Here is a 20,576-nt window from a genome sequence, read left to right as displayed (position 1 = left end):
TGATTGTAGTTTATCTATAGTATTTGCCAATGTAGCAGCTATCAGATTTAACACAACAAAAAAACTCTATCTTTGTTATATTTTTTGATTACAACTAAAAAAATTCAGATATGAATTATTTCAATTATAAAAGGCGTTTGTCTTCCGAAACCAGGATCGGCGACACTCCCCTCGGAGGCAGCAATCCTGTACGGATTCAGTCGATGACGAACACTAACACCAACGATACCGAAGCCAGTGCAGCACAAGTTATAAGAATTGTGAAGGCCGGGGCTGACTATGTACGCCTCACCGCACAGGGAGTACGCGAAGCCGAGAATCTCAGGAATATAAAAGAAGTGGTAAGGGCGCAGGGATACAACACTCCGCTGATTGCCGATATACACTTCAATCCGCGTGCAGCTGAAGCTGCCGCAAAGATTGTGGAGAAAGTGCGAATCAATCCGGGAAATTTTGTTGACAGGGTAAAAACTTTCGAAACATTCGAATATACAGATGAAGAATATGCACAGGAAATAGAGAAAATACGGGCGAAACTCATTCCTCTGCTTGATATATGTAAAGAACACAAAACAGCTATCCGCATCGGGGTAAATCACGGTTCATTATCCGACCGTATTATGAGCCGTTATGGTGACACTCCCGAAGGCATGGTGGAGTCATGCATGGAGTTCCTTCATATTTGCATCGCCGAAGGATTCAGGGATATTGTAATTTCCATGAAGACTTCCAATACGGTAGTCATGTCAAAAGCTGTCCGCTTACTTATTGCCCGTATGGAAAAAGAAGGTCTCAACTTTCCTCTGCATCTTGGAGTAACCGAAGCGGGAGATGGTGAAGACGGGCGCATAAAATCGGCTGTAGGTATCGGTTCACTTCTTTCCGACGGTATCGGCGATACCATCCGTGTGTCCCTGAGCGAAGATCCGGAATATGAGGTACCTGTGGCGCGAAAACTTGTTGCATATATCAAACAGAAAGAAAATCATCCGGAAATAATAGCTGCCCCAAGCGATAAATTTTCTCCATTCTCTACCGACCGCAGGGAAACATATACGGTAGGTAATATTGGAGGCGATAGCCTGCCTGTTGTCATTTCAGACCGTTCGCAAGGCAACTTTGAATTTAACGTCCACTTCCTGCCCGATTATCTGTATGTCGGGAAAGAGTTACCCCTTAGCGCTCCACGTGCAATACCTTCTATTATAGATTTAGACGGATGGAAAGGGGAAAAGAATACATACCCACTGTTCGATAAACCGAATTGGGAAAAGATAAGGGGCAATGATGCGGCAATCAAGTTCCTGCGCCTTTCATATCCAGAACTGGATAATAATATCATCTCTTTGCTGAAAACAGACAGATCCATTGTTATTATTCTCACTACTAATCATATCAACGGTGTAGGAGAACAGCGCGCATTTATACATACCCTGATGAATAATGATTGTGATACTCCCGTAATACCCAACCGCAGATATGAAGAGAATGAAACGGAAGATCTGCAGATAAAAGCCGCGACTGATTTCGGTACTCTTTATCTCGACGGCTTCGGCAACGGTATTATGCTCGAAAACAAAGGAAACATTTCATTGAAAAATATAGATGCGTACATGTTCGGAATCTTACAGGCATCGCGCATCCGTACAAGTAAAACCGAATATATATCCTGCCCTAGCTGCGGACGTACATTATTCGACCTGCAAACAACTGTTGCACTGGTAAAAGGAGCTACCTCACATCTTAAACACTTAAAAATAGGTGTTATGGGCTGCATCGTTAACGGACCGGGAGAGATGGCGGATGCCGATTACGGTTATGTCGGGGCTGAGAAAGGGAAAATTTCCCTTTATAAAAAGAAACATCTGATAGAAAAGAATATTGCTTCGGAAGAGGCTGTGGAAAGGCTTGTCCAGCTCATCAAAGATAATGGCGACTGGATGGAGCCGGAGAATTGATCGTTATAAAGCACTAAAGGAGCAGGATTTCAGAAAAACCTGCTCCTTTACTTTCTTAAGAACGCCTTAATGATCGTAACAATTAATTAACAGGCCGGTGTTATATTTGTACTCTGATAACATTAACTTTATCCCTTTTTTTAAACAAGAACAAACTGCTTATTGTTAAAGAAGTATATTTATTAATAGAATAATGGAAGGAAAAAAGAATTACACGGGGCTTACAGACAGTCAGGTAAAAGAAAGCAGGCAAAAGCACGGAGCGAATATACTCACTCCTCCTAAAAAGGAACCTTTATGGAAGCTTTTCCTGCAAAAGTTTGAAGACCCTATTATCCGCATCCTGCTTATAGCAGCGTTTCTCTCTCTGGGAATATCCATCATACACAACGAATATATCGAAACCATCGGTATATTCTGCGCCATCCTGCTGGCTACCGGAGTATCTTTCTGGTTCGAGATGGATGCCAATAAAAAATTCGATGTACTCAATCAGGTAAATGATGAGGATATGATAACCGTGATGCGTAACGGTAATATCCGGCAGGTACCTAAGAAAGATATTGTGGTAGGAGACATCGTGTTCCTGGAAATGGGAAATGAAGTTCCTGCCGACGGAGAACTGTTCGACGCCGTATCCATGCAAATAGACGAATCCTGTCTTACGGGAGAACTTAGTATAGACAAAACAATAGATCCCGACCATTTCGAAGAGGGTGTGACTTACCCATCCAACTGGGTACTCCGGGGCACGAAAGTAATAAACGGACACGGAGTTTTCGAAGTAGCCCGTGTGGGTGATGCCACCGAATTCGGTAAGGTTGCAGAAAAATCCACGGAAAAGGTAGAAGGGGAAACACCTCTGAACCGGCAACTGGATTCCCTTGCCAAATTTATAGGGGTTATAGGGCTTATATTGGCTATGCTTACCTTTGCCGTCCTCTTTATAAAAAATATATTCAACGACCCTACTGTATATGTCTCACTTGGCGAACTCGGCCTCCTCGGAGCAGTTATGATAGGTGTGGCCATAGCAATGGTAAAAGTATGGCTGCCTATTATATATGACGGCCTTGAACTTGCAGGAAAAGATATTAAACTGCCGAAAGCCGTAGCCAGAGGCAGTTGGCTGAGGTGGCTGCTTACAGGGGCATTGGTTACTGTCGTTTTAGCTTTTTCGGGATATATCTTCGGGGTAAATCCTCTGGATGATGACTCATGGATCAGCATCGATGTGGCAGCGAATATACTTCAGGCGTTTATGGTGGCTGTTACGCTGGTTGTAGTGGCGGTGCCGGAAGGTCTGCCGATGAGCGTTACGCTCAGTCTGGCACTGAGCATGCGTCGTATGTTGAAGATGAATAACCTTGTGCGTAAAATGCATGCAGTGGAAACGATGGGCGCCACTACTGTTATTTGTACAGATAAAACAGGTACGCTCACCCAGAACCAGATGCAGGTAGCAAGTACAAATTTCTACGGAGTGGCAGATCAAAACCTGACAGACAGTGAAGTGAGCAGGCTGGTGATTGGGAATATATCGGTAAATTCAACAGCATTCCTCGATTTTTCAAATAAAGAAAAAGTATCTGCATTGGGCAATCCTACCGAAGGGGCGCTCTTATTATGGCTGAACAAAAGCAAGATATTATATAGCAATATCCGCAATAAGGAAGAGGTACTGGATCAGTTGCCGTTCTCTACCGAGCGGAAATTCATGGCGACTCTTGTCGATTCTCCGAAACTGAAAAGAAAGGTACTTTATGTAAAAGGTGCGCCGGAAGTCGTCTTTGCAAAAAGTAAACATGTAGCAGGCATAAACGGACAAGCTCCTGTGGAGGAATTTAAGGATATAGTAGACGAACAGCTACTCCAGTACCAGAATCAGGCAATGCGTACGCTTGGGTTTGCATATAAATATGTTGAAGAAGGAAACAATCAGTCTGTTGAAGGACTGGCTTCAGGCGATTTAATATTCTTGGGTATCGCGGGTATTTCCGACCCTGTGCGTACCGATGTGCCGGGAGCTGTAGAGCGCTGTCTGAATGCGGGTATCGGAGTTAAGATAGTGACAGGGGATACTTATGGCACCGCAAAAGAAATAGGGCGTCAGATCGGAATCTGGAAAGATGAGGAGGATACAGACCTGAATATAATAGGCGGTATCGATTTCGAAAATCTTCCTGATGACGAAGCATATGAAAGGGTAAAAGACCTGAAAATAATGTGCCGTGCCCGTCCTACGGATAAACAACGTCTCGTTCATTTACTGAAACAAAGAAACGAGATTGTCGCTGTTACCGGCGACGGAACAAACGATGCTCCCGCCCTCAACTATGCTGATGTAGGCCTGTCGATGGGTTCGGGAACATCCGTAGCCAAAGAGGCAAGCGATATAACCCTTCTCGACGACTCGTTCAGCAGTATTGCTACAGCCGTAATGTGGGGGCGTTCGCTCTACAAAAATATCCAGCGGTTTATATTGTTCCAGTTGACAATCAATGTGGCTGCCTTATTAATCGTATTCCTGGGTTCTATATTCGGTCAGGAGTTACCATTGACAGTAACACAGATGCTCTGGGTGAATCTGATAATGGATACATTCGCTGCCGGGGCTCTGGCCTCTCTCCCTCCCGATCCGAATGTAATGAACAGTAAACCAAGAAAGAACAGTGATTTTATTATAACCAGTTCTATCGGGAAACATATTCTGACCACAGGCATCCTGTTTGTCATACTGTTGTTGGGAATGATGTATTATTTTTCTTCTCCGGAACATCTCAATTCATTCTTTAGTTATGTACCTGAAGCGGACAGAAACGGATATTTCTTATCCTATTTCTTCACTGTATTTGTATTGTTACAATTCTGGAATATGTTTAATGCAAAAGCATACGCCACAGGCAAATCTGCTTTTGCAGGTTTAAATAAAAGCGCCGGATTTGAGATGGTAGCGCTGATAATACTTATAGGCCAGATATTAATAGTGACTTTCGGCGGTGAAGTATTCCGTACCATGCCTTTGACTATACAGGACTGGGGTATTATAATAGGCGGCACTTCGTTTGTACTTTGGATAGGGGAGTTGGTTCGCTTATTTAAAAAGAAGTAAGAATACGGAATATTTAAGAATAACTTTATCTATACCCTGTAAACTGATTGTAATTGCAATCAGTTTACAGGGTTCTTTGATATATTGAACGGGCCGCCTAAATCGTTTTTAAGTTACGGGTTTGCCTCGCCTTGGCTTCGGCGAATGTTATTTTTGCGCCCTGCGGGCAGTTACGGGTTACAAAGTTGACTGGCGTTTTGTTTTGTTTCACGCAAAGACGCAAAGGCGCAAAGTTTTACATCTTACGAGTTGTTGACTGATGACTGTTAACTGATGACTGTAAATACTGTTACCTTTTTTAATAGTTACAAGTTACTTCGCCCTAGGCAGTTACGAGTTACAAGTTGTTAACTGCTATCTGACGAGATGCTTCGTTTCTCTCAGCATGACAAACCACGATACTGTTTACTGATTACTGTTAACTGATATATGTTACCTTTGTTACTTTTTAACAAAAAATCAGTTCTAAGCAGTGAGTAAAAGAGGATTTGTAAATCTTCGAATCTTCAGGTTTCTAATAGGATTGGCACATTAAAATAAAGGTATATGTTTTTTCTTTTCGAAAAAGGTCGTACTTTTGCACACTAACTAAAAAAGTTACAATTAATAAACTAATTCGATGAATTTTGTTGAAGAACTAAGATGGAGAGGTATGATACAGGAGATCATGCCGGGTACGGAAGAACAACTGCAAAAGGAACTTACTTCGGGTTATGTGGGTATCGACCCTACTGCCGATTCGTTGCATATCGGGCACCTTGTGAGTGTGATGATATTGAAACATTTCCAGCGTGCAGGGCATCGTCCTATCGCTCTTGTAGGCGGAGCAACAGGTATGATCGGAGACCCTTCTATGAAGTCGGCCGAACGTAACCTGCTGGACGAAGCTACTCTTCGCCACAATCAGGAATCGATTAAGAAGCAGTTAGCCAAGTTTCTCGATTTCGAGTCTGACAAGCCGAATGCGGCATTGTTGGTAAACAACTATGACTGGATGAAAGACTTCTCATTTCTGAATTTTATCCGCGACATAGGAAAGCACATTACCGTAAACTATATGATGGCCAAGGATTCTGTAAAGAAACGCCTGAGCGGGGAAGCTTCGGAAGGCATGTCGTTTACAGAGTTTTCATATCAACTGATGCAGGCATACGACTATCTCCACTTATACGAAACATTAGGTTGCCGCATTCAAATGGGCGGTTCCGACCAATGGGGAAATATCACCACAGGAACGGAACTTATACGCCGTAAGGCTGCCGGCGAGGCTTTTGCCCTTGTTTGCCCGCTGATAACAAAAGCAGACGGAACTAAGTTCGGCAAGACCGAATCGGGTAACGTATGGCTCGAAAGAAAATATACTTCTCCTTACAAATTCTACCAGTTCTGGCTGAATGTAAGTGATGAAGATGCAGAGAAATATATCAAGATATTCACAGCTCTCAGCAAAGAAGAAATAGAAGCACTGGTTGCAGAACAAAAAACTGCGGCACATTTGCGCCCACTGCAAAAGCGCCTGGCTAAGGAAGTTACTGTTATGGTCCACTCCGAAGAAGATTATGAGCAGGCTGTTGAGGCATCCAATATTTTGTTTGGTAATGCCACTGCCGATGCTTTGAAAAAGCTGGATGAAGAGACATTCCTACAGGTATTTGAAGGTGTTCCGACATTTGACATGTCCAAAGATGAGCTGGCTGCCGGAATTAAAGCTGTAGATTTGCTGACCGAAAGTGCATCTGTATTTCCATCGAAAGGAGAAATGCGCAAAACTGTACAGGCAGGCGGGGTAATGATAAATAAAGAGAAGCTGGAGAACTTCGATGATATCATCAGTCATGCTCATCTAATCGCCGGAAAATATATTATTGCACAAAAAGGAAAGAAAAATTACTTCCTGTTAGTGGCTAAATAAAATTATTATTACTTTTGTAGTCGCAAAAGTAATACTGTCTCATGGTGTAATGGTAGCACTGCAGATTCTGGTTCTGCCTGTCTAGGTTCGAGTCCTAGTGAGACAACGAAATAAGCCATAACTATCAGATAGTTGCGGCTTATTGTTTTTTTGCCTCACTCTTAAAGAATAAAATATAATTCCAGACAGAGAATGTGTTTGAGCCTATCTTCTAATTCGAATATACAATCTTTCTGCGAGTTTTAGCCTCGCCTATGCTTCGGCTAAGTTGTTCCCGTTTCGTCTTTTTATCTTACGGGGCAGCCTATGAAGCGGAGTGCTAAAGCGTTTTTGCTTCCTGCTAGGCAATGCAAAAAGAATAAGCCCGGTAGGGCGCGACGGGTATGAGTTAAAAACTTTCGAAAATAGATAAGGATAGGAGTTATACTGAAAACAATAGAACGTTTTAAGTCGCGAAAGCAGACGCAAAATTCATTTTGATTATGCCGAGTCACGCAAAACGATCAATATAATTGAACGTTTATTATTATTCTGTTAAATTTTTCAATATGGATTTAATTAATCACTTTATCAGTCGATTTATGGGATATGATTATATAATTGCGTAAAGTTTAACACCGAATACGAAAAAATAATATATTCAGACTTAAGAATGATGTTATTTATATTGCTTTAAGTGAAAAACTAGATGAAAAATTCATTTATGAGTATTTTAATATCTTTTATTATTGGAGTTACCGCAGGCATTGTTGCAAATGCGATAAGTAAAGCAAAACTCCAAAAAATTATTGATTCTCCCAATAAAAAACTGAATTAGACCTAAATAATCCGGCTTATCCGACATTTAATAAATGAGGACTTCACTGATATAATAAAGCCCGTGAGGAACAAATCCGGTGTAATTACCGGATTCAGGAGAGGTATCGGAGGCGGGAATCATGTTCATTGGATTGATCGGGAAACTAATGTATTTAAAAATGGAATTCGGAATATCTCTCCTTAAATAAATAAAGCTGCATATCTGATTGATACACAGCCTATCTTTTCAATACTCTGTGACCCTGGCGGGAATCGAACCCACAGCTAAGGAACCGGAATCCTTTATTTTATCCATTAAACTACAGGGCCATTGATTGGCGACACAAAAATATAAAAATATTCTCAGCTTTTATATTATAACTTGTAAAAACAATTCACAAACGAGACTGAAACTTTACCTCTCTCCTAAATCCATATACATATTCTGGAAAAACGCTTTTGCTTTCTTTTCCAATCCCGGATTCCCAGACTGGCGAATAATCTCCTGTCTGTCATTGTCATATGTAAGCGTTCCGGTAGAATCGGTCATACAAAAACCGTTTACATAAGAGTAAAAAGCGAATTTGTTACTATCCGGGTTCATCATATCTGTACTAAATTTAAAATCGGTATATTTCAATTTCAACTGAGAAAGTAAAGTAGCAGCAAGATCATTCTGTGAACCGAAATCGGATACAACTTCCGGTTTCTTCACAGCTCCACCCAGCCAAAGCATAGGTATATGAAATCTTTTAGGATCGCTATTACTCAGCCCTTCGGGATATGACTGCATCGCATGATCCGCGATAAATATAAGTAGTGTATTATTCCATAAATCAGTTGTTTTCAGCCGCTTTACAAAGTCACCCAGGCATTCGTCTGTATATGATACTGCATTCAGAAAAGGCTCTTCAAATTTATACACAGGTACATCAAACGGTTCGTGGCTACTGAGGGTCAGCACCGTCTTCATAAACGGAGTCTCTTGCTTTTTTGTAGTTAAATCTTTATATACCCTGTCTATAAGAAACTTATCAGGCGCACCCCATTTGGTCATACGTTCATTTAACGGAAAGTCCTTATCCGAAACAACTTCTTTTATTCCACACGCCCCTATAAAATAAGACCGCATATTTGCAAAATCAGCATCACCCCCATAATAGAAAGAAAGATTATTATAGCCCTCCTGCTTTAATGTCTTTGGAATAGTAGGCAGATTCTCTGTTTTTTGCGGATACTTCATAATGGCTACTGTTGGATGGGCCGGATAACCACTGAGTACAGAAACCAACCCCCTGTCGGTCCTGAAACTATTTGCATAAAAATTATCAAACAAGATACCCTCTTTTGCAAAACGGCTCATATTAGGTGCAATAACAGAATCCAAAGCCGCTTCAGCAGAGAAACTCTCCAGAATAAACAATATTATGTTGGGCCGGTCGGTATTCAGTAACTGCGGAATACTGTCTGTAGGCGGTTGTGTCATTAACGCATCAAAAATAGCCACTGCTTCCGGATTTTCATAGAACTGGTATTGCGAACCGAAGTTATCCGATTTGAAGAAAGAATACATTAAATTGAACTGAGGATTAATTGCAGCATGATTAAGGAACATGCTATCACTGAAATAGGCCTTCCCCACATTCATTGTAGAAACGGTTACCCCGCCTCGTATTGGTAAGAATAAAGCCGCAGTCAAAACTATCATTATCAGGCAGGCTTTCCATATAGATTTAGGTACGGTCAATTTCAATACCTGCTTACGGATTATGGCTACATAACCAATATATACAATCAGGCTAAACACTATCGCAGCTAAAAATCCGATGATAATTTCGAGAGCAGAAGCGCTTGCAAAAGTTTCCTTCGGTTTTTGTAAATAAAGGAATACTGTGGAATCGAAATGGAAACCCCAATACGGATATATAATAAGGTCAACCACTGCTATAATTACTACCAGTGAAAGAATTATCCCAAAATACACATTCAATACCCAGGCTATGAATTTAGGTTTGATCCAGATAGAAAAAATAAGCATAAGTGCAGGAATGGCCGTAAGGTATCCGCTCATAGACATATCGAGCGGTAAGCCATGATACAGCACTTGAAATATTTCAGAAGATGTGATTCCTCCTGCGGTAGCAGAATACATCAACATAAAAGCCAGCTTCTCTAAACAAAATATAAATATAAAATATACAAATATAGCGACAAGAAGTAATATCCTATTTTTCATTAGTTTAGGTTATATAATTATATATTATTGTTAAAGTTAGCTGATAATTGCACGCTACCCGATAGTTAAAAAAAAGTTACAAAAGTTACACTTTTTTCTCTATTCTTACCACTGTCACGCTTATCTCTGGTTATTAAATTATTCGACCTTATATTGAAGAATACAATTAGTACCTCCTATATAGATAAAGATTTCCTATATACGTTACAAACGGCTTTACTTCCCGTCTAAAAAGTTGTTATTGACCGCTTACAAAACACAAAGATAAAATTTATCGGAAAAAAGTACGATCCTTTTATGAAATTTCAACACAATATTGCTCTATTAAGTAAAAATAGAAGTTCAATCTTTAAAAAATCAAATATTATGGCTAATATAGATACAAACAGCAGAGGAAATGATAAGAAAGGAAAACCTCAACGGAGAACTTTAAGGGTGGATTTCACCCCGATGGTGGATATGAATATGCTCCTTATTACATTTTTCATGTTTTGCACCACCCTCAGCATACCACAAGTAATGGATATCGCGATGCCTGCAAAAAAAGGGGAGATAAAAATACCCGGATCAAAATCTGTTACCGTTATCCTGGGCGAACAGGACAAGATCTACTATTATGCAGACGTTGCCAATTACGATGACTATACATCGCTGAAAGAAACCGATTATAAAGGTTTACGTCAGATGCTTCTGGAACGGAACAGCTTTGTTGCATCCAAAATCCAGGATTTGAAAAGGAAGTATTACAGAAAAGAAATAAACGAAAATCAGCTGAAAAGCCTGATCTCTGAAGCAAAGAAATCTGATGAAGGACTGAATGTCGTTATCAAGGCAACTAAGGACTCTAATTATAAAAACCTTGTTGATGCCCTCGACGAGATGCAGATATGCGGGGTGGATAAATACACTATCGTAGACCTGCAAGAAGGAGATAGCTTCCTGATGGAAAACCTGAAACAAAAGGGAGCGCTGACCGCAATGGCCGAGAGACCAAAATAATTAATGAGACAATATGCCAATGTGCCAATGTCTTATTGTCGCTTGCGTCATTGGCACATTGGCATATTAGCACATTAAATTATTGACACATTATTTTCCTTCTAAATCATAAAGTGCAGGCGGTTCTGTAAGTTCACTTCAGCTATACCGCCATCAATATCCAGATACAGTATATTCATATTCGGATAAATTTCCTTTATACGCTTTTCCACTCCTTTGGCTACAATATGATTCGCAATACAACCGAATGGCTGCAAACACACCACTTTATTCACTCCCTTGCGGGCATAATGGGCAATCTCGCCCGGTATCAACCAGCCTTCTCCAAACTGATTGGAAAGATTCAGCACTTCGGATGCCGCTTCCGCTTTAGCGTATATAGATTCTGAGGCTTCATAGAATTTGAATTTGCCCAGTATTTTTTCCGATTTTCTCACCTTGCCGTTTATATACCACCAGATCAGTGGTTTCAACGTTTTTGAGAAAATAGTTTCCTCAGCCAATCCATTCTCTACATTCACCTTACTGTTCACAAAGAACTGCATCAGGAAGTCGAGAAGCGGAGGTGTGGAAACTTCTACATTCTTAGAGCGAAGCCACTCCGATATATTTGCCTGCGCGTAATTATTATACTTCACAAAGATTTCCCCGATAAGGCCTACTTTCGAATATTCCTTATCATAAATCGCCACATTATTGAAATCCTCAACAGCTTCTTTCAGCAGGCGGAACAACGTCTTCACATCTTTTGCCCGGACCGCATCTATACCTCTTTCAATATAGAAATCAAATACTTCCTGTGAAGATCCTTCTTTCTTTTCGCGAACAGATATAGATCCATGCATCTGTTGCAAACCGTCGCCATAGAGCACTAATGGTACAGCCAGTTTAGCTATCTTTTTCCATTCAAGGGTAAATTCGCTTTCTCCGTTCTGATAGGTATCTCCCGAACTTAAAGCGATGACAGGAATATCATTAAACCCGGCATTTTGCAGTCCGGTCTTGATTTGCGCTATATAATTAGTCGCACGGCATTGCCCTCCGGTTTGGGTTATTGCCAGAACAACATCCTTTACATCGTAATTCCCGGATTGCAGGGTGCTGATGATATCCCCCAGAACAAGGGTGGAAGGATAACAAACTTCATTATTGCCATACATCAAACCCAGGTCGGCGGATAGTTTATTCGATTTAGGCAGATTTTCTACCTTTAATCCTAATATTTCACCCAATGCAGGAGCAAACGGAGATATAAAATCACATAGCCATGGGATAAGGATTGTCTTGTTCCCATCCTTCGCCTTTTTGTAAGGAACAGAATAGCCCTTGTATCCCTCCGTGGCAGTTACATCAAAAGACTTCACGGCTTTCAGCGATTCTACCAGGGAACGGAGACGCAAACGGATAGAACCCGGACTGGCAATTTCATCTATCCGAAGCACTGTTATATTTTTACCAACAGCCTTCAGTATATCCCGTGTCTCATCCATAAAGAATGAATCGGGGCCACAACCGAACGAATTCAGCTGTATCAATTGTACATTCTGCGGTAATTTCGCTACTTCCATAGCAGCCTGTACCACGCGGTTAGGATATGACCACTGGGATATGATATTCAGCTTCCCGAAACCATGACTTTCGGGCTTGCGAAAAACATCATCCGTCAGTACGATAACCCCGAGGTCGGAGAGTATTTGTCCTACTTTCTGATGTATCAGGGGGTCCGTATGATACGGCCTGCCCGCTACCACGAAGACCAGTTCTCCAGTTTCAAGAGCCTTGTCCAGAAGTTCTTTCTGGTAGCCATACAATTCCTGTTTCAATCCGGTCTTTACTTCCATGGCTTTTAGGAAGGCTTTTTCAAAAACAGATCTGGATACACCTAGACCTGACAAATAATTGTAACAACCTTTAGCCAGAGCTTTATCTTTACTGAAAGTGATCACAGGCTCATCGAATGGGATACCATGACGGCCCGAAGGATCAATTGAGCTTTGAATCACATCCGGATAACCGCTGACAACAGGACAGTTGAATGAATTGGAGGCCTGTCCGAATTCCTTTTCTTCCTTTGGTACTATCGGATAAAATATCCTGTCCACTTTCTGTTCTATCAAAGCAAGTATATGACCGTGCACCAGTTTGGCAGGGAAGCATATGTTATCGGACATCACACCTCCTACCCCTTTCTGATAAAGTGGAAATGTAGATTCGGGCGATAAACGTACATTAAATCCGCACTCTGATAACAATGTATGCCAGAACGGATAATTGTCGAACATATTCAGTACACGCGGAATACCTATGGTCTTTCCTTTTTCTATATTGCCTGCATTAACCGGACGTGCGAAAAGTATCTCGTTTTTCTTGTCAAAGGCATTGTAACCTTCTTTCCGGTCATTGCTCCTGTTGTAAAATACTTTCTCACACTTGTTGCCTGCATAACTGATATTTCCGTTATTGAATTTGAAACGAAGTACCGAGCAGAGATTTGTACAACCTTTACAGGTTAATTCTTTCGAGTCTATCGAGTTTACATCGAACAGAGCCTCCTCCCCTGCAAAAGCCGTTTGGGCATGGCCTTTCTGCCACAAGCGTTGAGAATAGAGCGCGGCACCCAAAGCGCCCATCAGTTCGGGATGATCGGTAGAGCTTACTGTTTTACCCGACAACAATTCCAGTGCACGGTAAACAGCATCGTTGCGGAATGTTCCGCCCTGCACTACAATATGATCGCCCAACTGGTTCAGATTGGATATTTTCAATACTTTAAACAGGCAATTCTTTACCACCGAATAAGCCAGTCCCGCAGCGATATCATCATTTCCTGCATTCTCGCGAAGCGACTGCTTCACCTTCGAGTTCATAAAGACTGTGCAGCGTGATCCCAAATCGCTCGGATATCTGGCAAGGCAGGCAGCACGGGTAAAATCTGCCAACTCCATATTCATTGTGGTCGCAAAATTCTGCAGGAATGAACCGCAACCGGCCGAACATGCTTCGTTCAGTTCTATATTTGATATCAGCCCGTTACTGATAAATATCGATTTTATATCCTGACCGCCGATATCGAGGACAAACGATACATCAGGGTCCACATACTGTGCTCCGGAAAGATGGGCAATAGTCTCCACTATGCCATAATCAAGCCCGAGTGCAGACTTCATCAGGTCTTCACCATACCCGGTAGCTGCGGAAGATAGGAATTTAACCGTAACACCTTTTTCTTCAGCTTCTTTATAGAACAACTCCAACCCTTCCATCACTTTCTTGAGAGGGTTACCTTCGTTATTTCCGTAAAATTTATAGATAATATTCGCATCAGTATCCATTATTACAACTTTCGAGGTTGTGGAACCTGAGTCTATACCTAAGAAGCATTCTACATACTTTTCGTCACCCAATGCTTTAAACTGCAAAGCCTTTACATTGCGGTTAGCGTCCCATTCTATATACTCCAGTTCGTCTTTGAACAGAGCCGGTAATGCCTCACTGTGGTTGGACGATGTGGACTCGTTCAGTTTTTCTATCAGACTGTTCAGGTCAAAAGCCTTCACACCGTCTTCTTCATATAAGGCTGCACCCCAGGCAGGGAAATATTCCCCATTCTCAGGTACAATAATATCCGTAGTTTCAATCTTTAATACGTCGCGGAAAGAATTTCGAAGTGCAGGGATAAATGTCAACGGCCCGCCGATACAGATCACTTTGGGCACAACATCACATCCACGGGAAAGAGTCGTAACCGACTGCAAGGCCACGGCATGCAAAATAGAAGCGGAAATATCCGAAACAGGTATATTACGACTTATCAGGTTCTGCACATCTGTTTTAGCAAAAACACCGCAACGGGATGCAATAGGGTATATTTTATCATAAGTCAAAGCCTTTTCGCCCAGTTCATTTACCGGTATGTTCATCAGACTGGCCATCTGGTCGATAAAAGCGCCTGTACCTCCGGCACAACTTCCATTCATACGGATATCCGGATGACGGCCTTCACTAAAGAACACCATCTTGGCGTCTTCTCCACCCAAATCGATGAGCGTATGGGCGGCAGGATAAACATTCTTTACTACCTCAACAGCTGCAACTACTTCCTGTACAAACGGTATTCCTACACGCTCTCCGATACCCATACCGGCAGAGCCTGAGATATTGATATTGAATGCGGTACCGGGATATAATTCAACTACCTTTTGCAGTTCAGCTACAAGAGTTTGTTGTATATTAGCCTGGTGGCGACAATAGGACTTGTGTATAATTTGCTTATTATTATCCAAAACGACAATCTTCACAGTTGTCGAACCTACGTCAACTCCCATTTTATATTGTTGTCTTTTATTCATATTATAATGTAGTTTAGTTTTTTTTGAACTCTCCATCGCACGGTTTCAATGCGTTTATCGTAAATTCTATTACGTATTTCTCATGATTGGCAATCAGCTCATCATATATATTCCGGGGAATTTCCATCAATGTCATAGCCAGATTTCCAAACATAAAAGGGAACATACACAGCGATAATATATTCAGTAAAAAATCGGCGGCCGGAGTCTCTCTTATCGTACCTTTTTTGATCTCTTCTTCTATGCGTTCCTCAACCTTACTGAAAGATATATATGGATTACGGGCTTTAATCCGATTAGTCAGACCGGCCGGATTAAGGCTTACTTCATTCAGTATAAACGCCGCGATTTGCGGATATTCGAAAAGGATTTCATAGTAGGTATGAATCCATGTTTCTATTAATTCAAAAAAAGGAAGGTCGGATGTCACCGTCTCAAATATTCTTTTAGTGAATACATCGAGGGCATCTTCAAATATGATCTCAAATAAATTATACTTCGATTGGAAGTAATAATTTACCATGGCCACATTTGTGCCCGATGCTTTCGCTATATCCCTGACACTGGTTCCCTTAAAGCCGTTTTTGATAAAAAGCACTTGTGCTTCTTTCAGGATACGTTTCCTTACTTCCGAAGAATCTTCATTATTAAACATGTGTTCTAAACGATCGTTTAATCGCAAAAATAAAAAAGATTATCGGACTAAACAAGTGTTTAAGTATTCAATAGTATTTTAATACAATAATTTACACCTTAAAAATCGTCATATTCATTACTTATTCAAATGACAGGTAACAACTCTTTCTCCATCTTCTATCTATTATTCCAAGAAAAATGACTTAATTGCAACAGATATTACATTTCAGCATCTGAGAATATTTACCAAGTATGATAACAAGTAAAACCGTCCTTCTCCTCTTACTCATTTCATTCGGTTCTTCGGCCTTTGCCCAGAAGCCGAAGACACTCATTGCCCCTGAAGCAAAAGCAGAGAAACTGGCCGATGGCTTCAGCTTTACCGAAGGGCCTGCCGTAGATAAAAAAGGAAATATATATTTCACAGACCAGCCAAACGACAAGATCCTAATATGGTCGACAGATGGCCGGCTATCCACATTCATGGAAAATACCGGACGGGCAAATGGCCTTTATTTCGACCGGAACGGAAATCTGCTTTCGTGCTCCGATATGGATAATGAATTATGGAGCATCGATATGAATGGCAATCACACGGTTCTGGTCGCTGACTTCAATGGTTATAAACTAAATGGCCCGAACGACCTATGGGTGCACCCCGCCGGCGGCATCTATTTTACCGATCCTCTGTATAAGCGCGATTACTGGACCAGGAACCCCGGAATGCAGCAGGAGGGTGAATATGTGTATTTCCTTTCTCCCGATCGCGACAGTGTAATAAAGGTTGCCACAGATTTGAAAAAGCCAAACGGAATAATCGGCACTCCTGACGGGAAACAATTATATATTGCTGATATCGGGGCAAATAAAACATATGTTTATGACATCCTTCCCGATGGTTCTCTTGCAAATAAGAAACTCTTCACTTCGTTAGGTTCGGATGGAATGACCATAGACAGAGAAGGGAATATTTACCTGACTGGGCAGGGTGTCACAGTCTTCAACCCTGAAGGAAAACAGATAGAACATATTCCTGTGGAAGCAAACTGGACAGCAAACGTCTGTTTCGGAGGCAAGGATATGAAAACCCTCTTTATTACGGCCTCCCGGTATTTATATAGTTTGCGGATGAATGTAAAGGGCGTCAGATAGCTCATCCCCTGTTATGAAGGAAAGCCAGCGCTTTCTCCATGTCTTCCGGCGTATCTATGCCGATGGTCTCCACATCTGTATATCCCACACGAATGCGATATCCGTTTTCTATCCAGCGAAGCTGCTCCAACGATTCCGCTTTCTCTAATGAAGATTGGGGCAATCCGGTTATTTCATTCAGAATATCGGAGCGGTAAGCATACATACCAATGTGCTTATAAAAAGTATGCCTACCCGGCCATTCGGTATGATGTACGTCCCGGATATAAGGAACAATGGAACGGCTGAAGTAGATCGCTTCATCCATCTTATTTATAACTACTTTAGGCGAATTGGGATTAAACAGCACATCGAAACCATCTTCCTTTTTAAATGGTTTTACCAAAGTTGCCAGTTCAACCTCTTTACTATCGAAGCAGTTTTTAAGCGCTTCAATCTGTCCGGGCTGAATAAACGGCTCATCACCTTGCACATTGATTATCACATCAAACCCTCCGCCTATTTTAGCATACGCCTCTTGTATCCGGTCCGTACCGCTTTTATGATCCGGTGATGTCATTACGGCTTTGCCTCCGAAAGATTCCACCGTTTCGAAAATACGCGAATCGTCCGTAGCCACCCATACATCTTCAACAGCCTTCTTTACCTGCTCGTAGACACGTTGTATCATCGGTTTCCCGCCCATATCGGCGAGAGGTTTTCCCGGAAAGCGGGTAGAGGCGTAGCGCGCGGGAATAATAGCTATAAATTTCATATTGAATTTATCATATAATAATATACAAATTTAAGAAATAAACTTGTTATTAATTACCAATAAGAATCTGTAAAATATTATTTACTGCCTCTTGATAAAATAGCAGCATTCCGTATGTATAGATAAAGTTATCCCTGAAAAATACATTTCATAGAATATTCTCCACAAAAAAAAGACAGCCATATCAGCTGTCTCTTATATTTAGATTCCGTAGAATAATATCAGTTTATCCCACGCTGCCTTCCAGGCTTATCTGCAATAGCTTTTGGGCTTCTACTGCAAACTCCATAGGCAGGTTTTGCATCACTTCTTTTGCATATCCGTTTACAATCAGCCCGACAGCTTCTTCTGTCCCGATACCTCGTTGATTACAGTATAATATCTGGTCTTCACTGATCTTCGACGTTGTAGCCTCATGCTCGATAATTGCGCTTGGATTGGCAATATCCGAGTATGGGAATGTATGGGCACCGCATTTATCGCCCAGCAATAAGCTGTCGCATTGTGAGTGGTTACGGGCGCCTTCCGCTTTCGGAGATACCTTTACCAGTCCACGATACGAATTCTGGCTTTGCCCTGCCGAAATACCTTTCGATACGATACGGCTCCGGGTATTCTTACCTATATGAATCATTTTCGTTCCTGTATCGGCCTGCTGAAAATTGTTCGTTACGGCTACCGAATAGAACTCACCGATGGAATCATCCCCCGCAAGGATACATGAAGGATATTTCCATGTTACGGCCGAGCCGGTTTCCACCTGCGTCCACGATATCTTAGAACCACGGCCTTTACAAACACCCCGTTTAGTAACGAAGTTGTAAATACCACCTTTGCCTTCCTTATCGCCCGGATACCAGTTCTGCACAGTCGAGTATTTCACTTCGGCATGGTCGAGAGCGATAATCTCCACAATAGCCGCATGTAGCTGGTTTTCGTCACGCATAGGTGCTGTACAGCCTTCGAGGTAACTCACATACGAATCATCGTCGGCAACAATCAGCGTGCGTTCAAACTGGCCCGTATTAGCAGCATTGATGCGGAAATATGTCGACAACTCCATCGGGCAGCGGACGCCTTTGGGAATATACACGAACGACCCGTCGCTGAATACGGCCGAATTGAGTGTCGCGAAAAAATTATCACGATATGGTACTACTGACCCGAGGTATTTCTTCACCAGCTCGGGATGTTCCTGCACTGCTTCACTGAACGAGCAGAATATAATCCCTTTTTCGCCCAATACTTCTTTGAATGTGGTTTTTACAGAAACACTATCCACTACCGCATCTACAGCCATACCCGTTACACCTGCGAGTATTTCACGTTCGTGAAGAGGAACCCCCAGTTTGTCGAATGTCTTCAACAGTTCGGGATCTACCTCATCGAGGCTCTTCGGACCGTCTTTCTTTTTCGGCGCGGCAAAGTAGCTGATGCTTTGGTAATCTATCGGAGGAATATTCAGGTGTGCCCAATCAGGCATGTCCATTGTCAGCCAGTGACGGTATGCTTTCAGGCGGAATTCTAGCAGCCATGTGGGCTCGTTCTTCTTTGCCGAAATCAGACGGACAACGTCCTCATTGAGTCCTACCGGAATAACCTCTGTTTCTATGTCTGTTACAAATCCGTATTTATAATCACCGGAGGTAACATCTTCTAAAATCTTATCTTGAGTTTCTTGCATGAGTAATTTATTGTTAAGCCCATAGTCCGGCTATCGGGCTGTTAGCTCTTTCAGTTTGCAAAGATACGATATTCCACGCACTTAAAATACATATATAAATATTTTGCATCACTCATAGAACAGATATAACAGGCTTTTGTTTATCCTTTTTCATTTTTATAAGGACTCCTCCGTTTTTTGTATAATATTATTAAAGCAGGCAGGCAAAGGTATTAAAAACTTATTTTTATTTATTCCGGTATAATTCTGACAACTTCTTAGAAACTTTATCCGTACTTTTGTATTCTGTAATCCAAGACAAAGTGGAGAGAAGTAAATTCTATACAAAAGAGGAAGAAATAGCCAACAGCATGTCACATGCGATAGGTATTCTGCTCGGTATCACCGGCGGATATATCCTCCTTGCCGCAGCCATCGAAAACGGTAGCGGGTGGGCTATCGGCGGCGTTATCATTTACCTTTCCGGCATGATGGCATCATACATCACATCTACATGGTATCATGGCTGTAAACACGGCAAAAGAAAAAGTATGCTCCGCAAATGCGACCATGCAGCTATCTACCTGCACATAGCCGGCACATATGTTCCATTCACTCTCCTGGTACTGCGCAATGAGGGCGCATGGGGATGGTCGCTTTTTATTTTCATCTGGTTAGCTGCTATAGCCGGACTGATACTTAGCTTTGCCAGACTAAAAGACCATAGCAACCTCGAAACCATCTGTTTTGTATTAATGGGTTGCGCCATACTCGTAGCTTTCAAACCTCTGGCAGACGTATTATCTGCCGACGGACGCATCGAATCCTTTTATCTGCTTATAGCAGGAGGGGTTTCCTACATCGTTGGCGCACTGTTTTATTCCTGGACAAAGAAGAAATACATGCACACTGTTTTCCATTTCTTTGTATTGGGAGGAAGCGCCTGCCATATGATTGCAGTCTATCTCCTGTTGTAAAAAGTATCCCTTTTTGCAGTTAAAAACGCT

General features: G+C 41.8%; 12 protein-coding genes and 1 tRNA gene. 7 read left to right on the top strand and 6 right to left on the bottom strand.

Going from position 1 to position 20,576, the window contains the following annotated elements:
• The first annotated feature begins 110 nt into the window (after positions 1 to 110).
• The 4 genes from ACYQ3L_RS07550 to ACYQ3L_RS07535 all read left to right on the top strand — a co-directional run bounded on the left by ACYQ3L_RS07550 (position 111) and on the right by ACYQ3L_RS07535 (position 7,799).
• A complete protein-coding gene (locus ACYQ3L_RS07550) occupies positions 111 to 1,958 on the top strand; it encodes a 4-hydroxy-3-methylbut-2-en-1-yl diphosphate synthase (RefSeq protein ID WP_379994116.1) in 1,848 nt (615 codons plus the stop codon).
• A gap of 193 nt (positions 1,959 to 2,151) precedes the next feature.
• The gene (locus ACYQ3L_RS07545) at positions 2,152 to 5,070 is read left to right on the top strand and encodes a calcium-translocating P-type ATPase, PMCA-type (protein ID WP_379994115.1); all 2,919 of its coding nucleotides are present in this window, start codon (positions 2,152 to 2,154) and stop codon (positions 5,068 to 5,070) included.
• A 619-nt stretch (positions 5,071 to 5,689) separates the two neighbouring features.
• The gene (tyrS, locus tag ACYQ3L_RS07540) at positions 5,690 to 6,982 is read left to right on the top strand and encodes a tyrosine--tRNA ligase (protein ID WP_379994114.1); all 1,293 of its coding nucleotides are present in this window, start codon (positions 5,690 to 5,692) and stop codon (positions 6,980 to 6,982) included.
• Positions 6,983 to 7,670: 688 nt separating this feature from the next.
• On the top strand, positions 7,671 to 7,799 hold the full coding sequence (locus tag ACYQ3L_RS07535; RefSeq protein ID WP_379994112.1) for a hypothetical protein: 129 nt from the start codon (positions 7,671 to 7,673) through the stop codon (positions 7,797 to 7,799).
• A 239-nt stretch (positions 7,800 to 8,038) separates the two neighbouring features.
• Here ACYQ3L_RS07535 and ACYQ3L_RS07530 read toward each other — a convergent pair.
• Positions 8,039 to 8,110 (bottom strand) — tRNA-Arg (locus ACYQ3L_RS07530).
• Positions 8,111 to 8,195: 85 nt separating this feature from the next.
• Positions 8,196 to 10,016 (bottom strand): LTA synthase family protein, encoded by a 1,821-nt coding sequence (locus ACYQ3L_RS07525; RefSeq protein ID WP_379994111.1) that lies wholly within the window; start codon positions 10,014 to 10,016, stop codon positions 8,196 to 8,198.
• Between the two features lie 366 nt (positions 10,017 to 10,382).
• Between ACYQ3L_RS07525 and ACYQ3L_RS07520 the strand changes: the two genes are divergently transcribed.
• On the top strand, positions 10,383 to 11,015 hold the full coding sequence (locus tag ACYQ3L_RS07520; RefSeq protein WP_379994110.1) for an ExbD/TolR family protein: 633 nt from the start codon (positions 10,383 to 10,385) through the stop codon (positions 11,013 to 11,015).
• 101 nt (positions 11,016 to 11,116) lie between these two features.
• On the opposite strand, the gene ACYQ3L_RS07515 is transcribed toward ACYQ3L_RS07520, so the two are convergent.
• Together ACYQ3L_RS07515 and ACYQ3L_RS07510 are read right to left on the bottom strand one after the other, a co-directional pair.
• Complete coding sequence (locus ACYQ3L_RS07515) at positions 11,117 to 15,364, bottom strand: acyl-CoA dehydratase activase (protein WP_379994109.1); 4,248 nt, start codon at positions 15,362 to 15,364, stop codon at positions 11,117 to 11,119.
• Between the two features lie 13 nt (positions 15,365 to 15,377).
• Positions 15,378 to 16,019: a TetR/AcrR family transcriptional regulator gene (locus ACYQ3L_RS07510; protein ID WP_379994108.1), complete on the bottom strand. Its 642-nt coding sequence runs from the start codon at positions 16,017 to 16,019 to the stop codon at positions 15,378 to 15,380.
• A 233-nt stretch (positions 16,020 to 16,252) separates the two neighbouring features.
• Here ACYQ3L_RS07510 and ACYQ3L_RS07505 point away from each other — a divergent pair, with 233 nt between their 5' ends.
• Positions 16,253 to 17,152: an SMP-30/gluconolactonase/LRE family protein gene (locus tag ACYQ3L_RS07505; protein ID WP_379994106.1), complete on the top strand. Its 900-nt coding sequence runs from the start codon at positions 16,253 to 16,255 to the stop codon at positions 17,150 to 17,152.
• A gap of 1 nt (position 17,153) precedes the next feature.
• Here the strand turns inward: ACYQ3L_RS07505 and kdsB are convergent, their stop codons facing one another.
• Together kdsB and sufB are read right to left on the bottom strand one after the other, a co-directional pair.
• On the bottom strand, positions 17,154 to 17,906 hold the full coding sequence (kdsB, locus tag ACYQ3L_RS07500) for a 3-deoxy-manno-octulosonate cytidylyltransferase (RefSeq protein WP_379994105.1): 753 nt from the start codon (positions 17,904 to 17,906) through the stop codon (positions 17,154 to 17,156).
• Between the two features lie 226 nt (positions 17,907 to 18,132).
• Entirely contained in the window at positions 18,133 to 19,590 is a 1,458-nt protein-coding gene (sufB, locus tag ACYQ3L_RS07495; RefSeq protein WP_379994104.1) for a Fe-S cluster assembly protein SufB, read from the bottom strand.
• Positions 19,591 to 19,892: 302 nt separating this feature from the next.
• On the opposite strand from sufB, the gene trhA reads away from it, so the two are divergent.
• Complete coding sequence (gene trhA, locus ACYQ3L_RS07490) at positions 19,893 to 20,546, top strand: PAQR family membrane homeostasis protein TrhA (protein ID WP_379994103.1); 654 nt, start codon at positions 19,893 to 19,895, stop codon at positions 20,544 to 20,546.
• Positions 20,547 to 20,576 lie beyond the last annotated feature (30 nt).

Source organism: Dysgonomonas termitidis, assembly GCF_054657735.1.
Note: the sequence above shows the minus strand (reverse complement) of the source record. Positions and strands in the feature narration are given on the sequence as shown.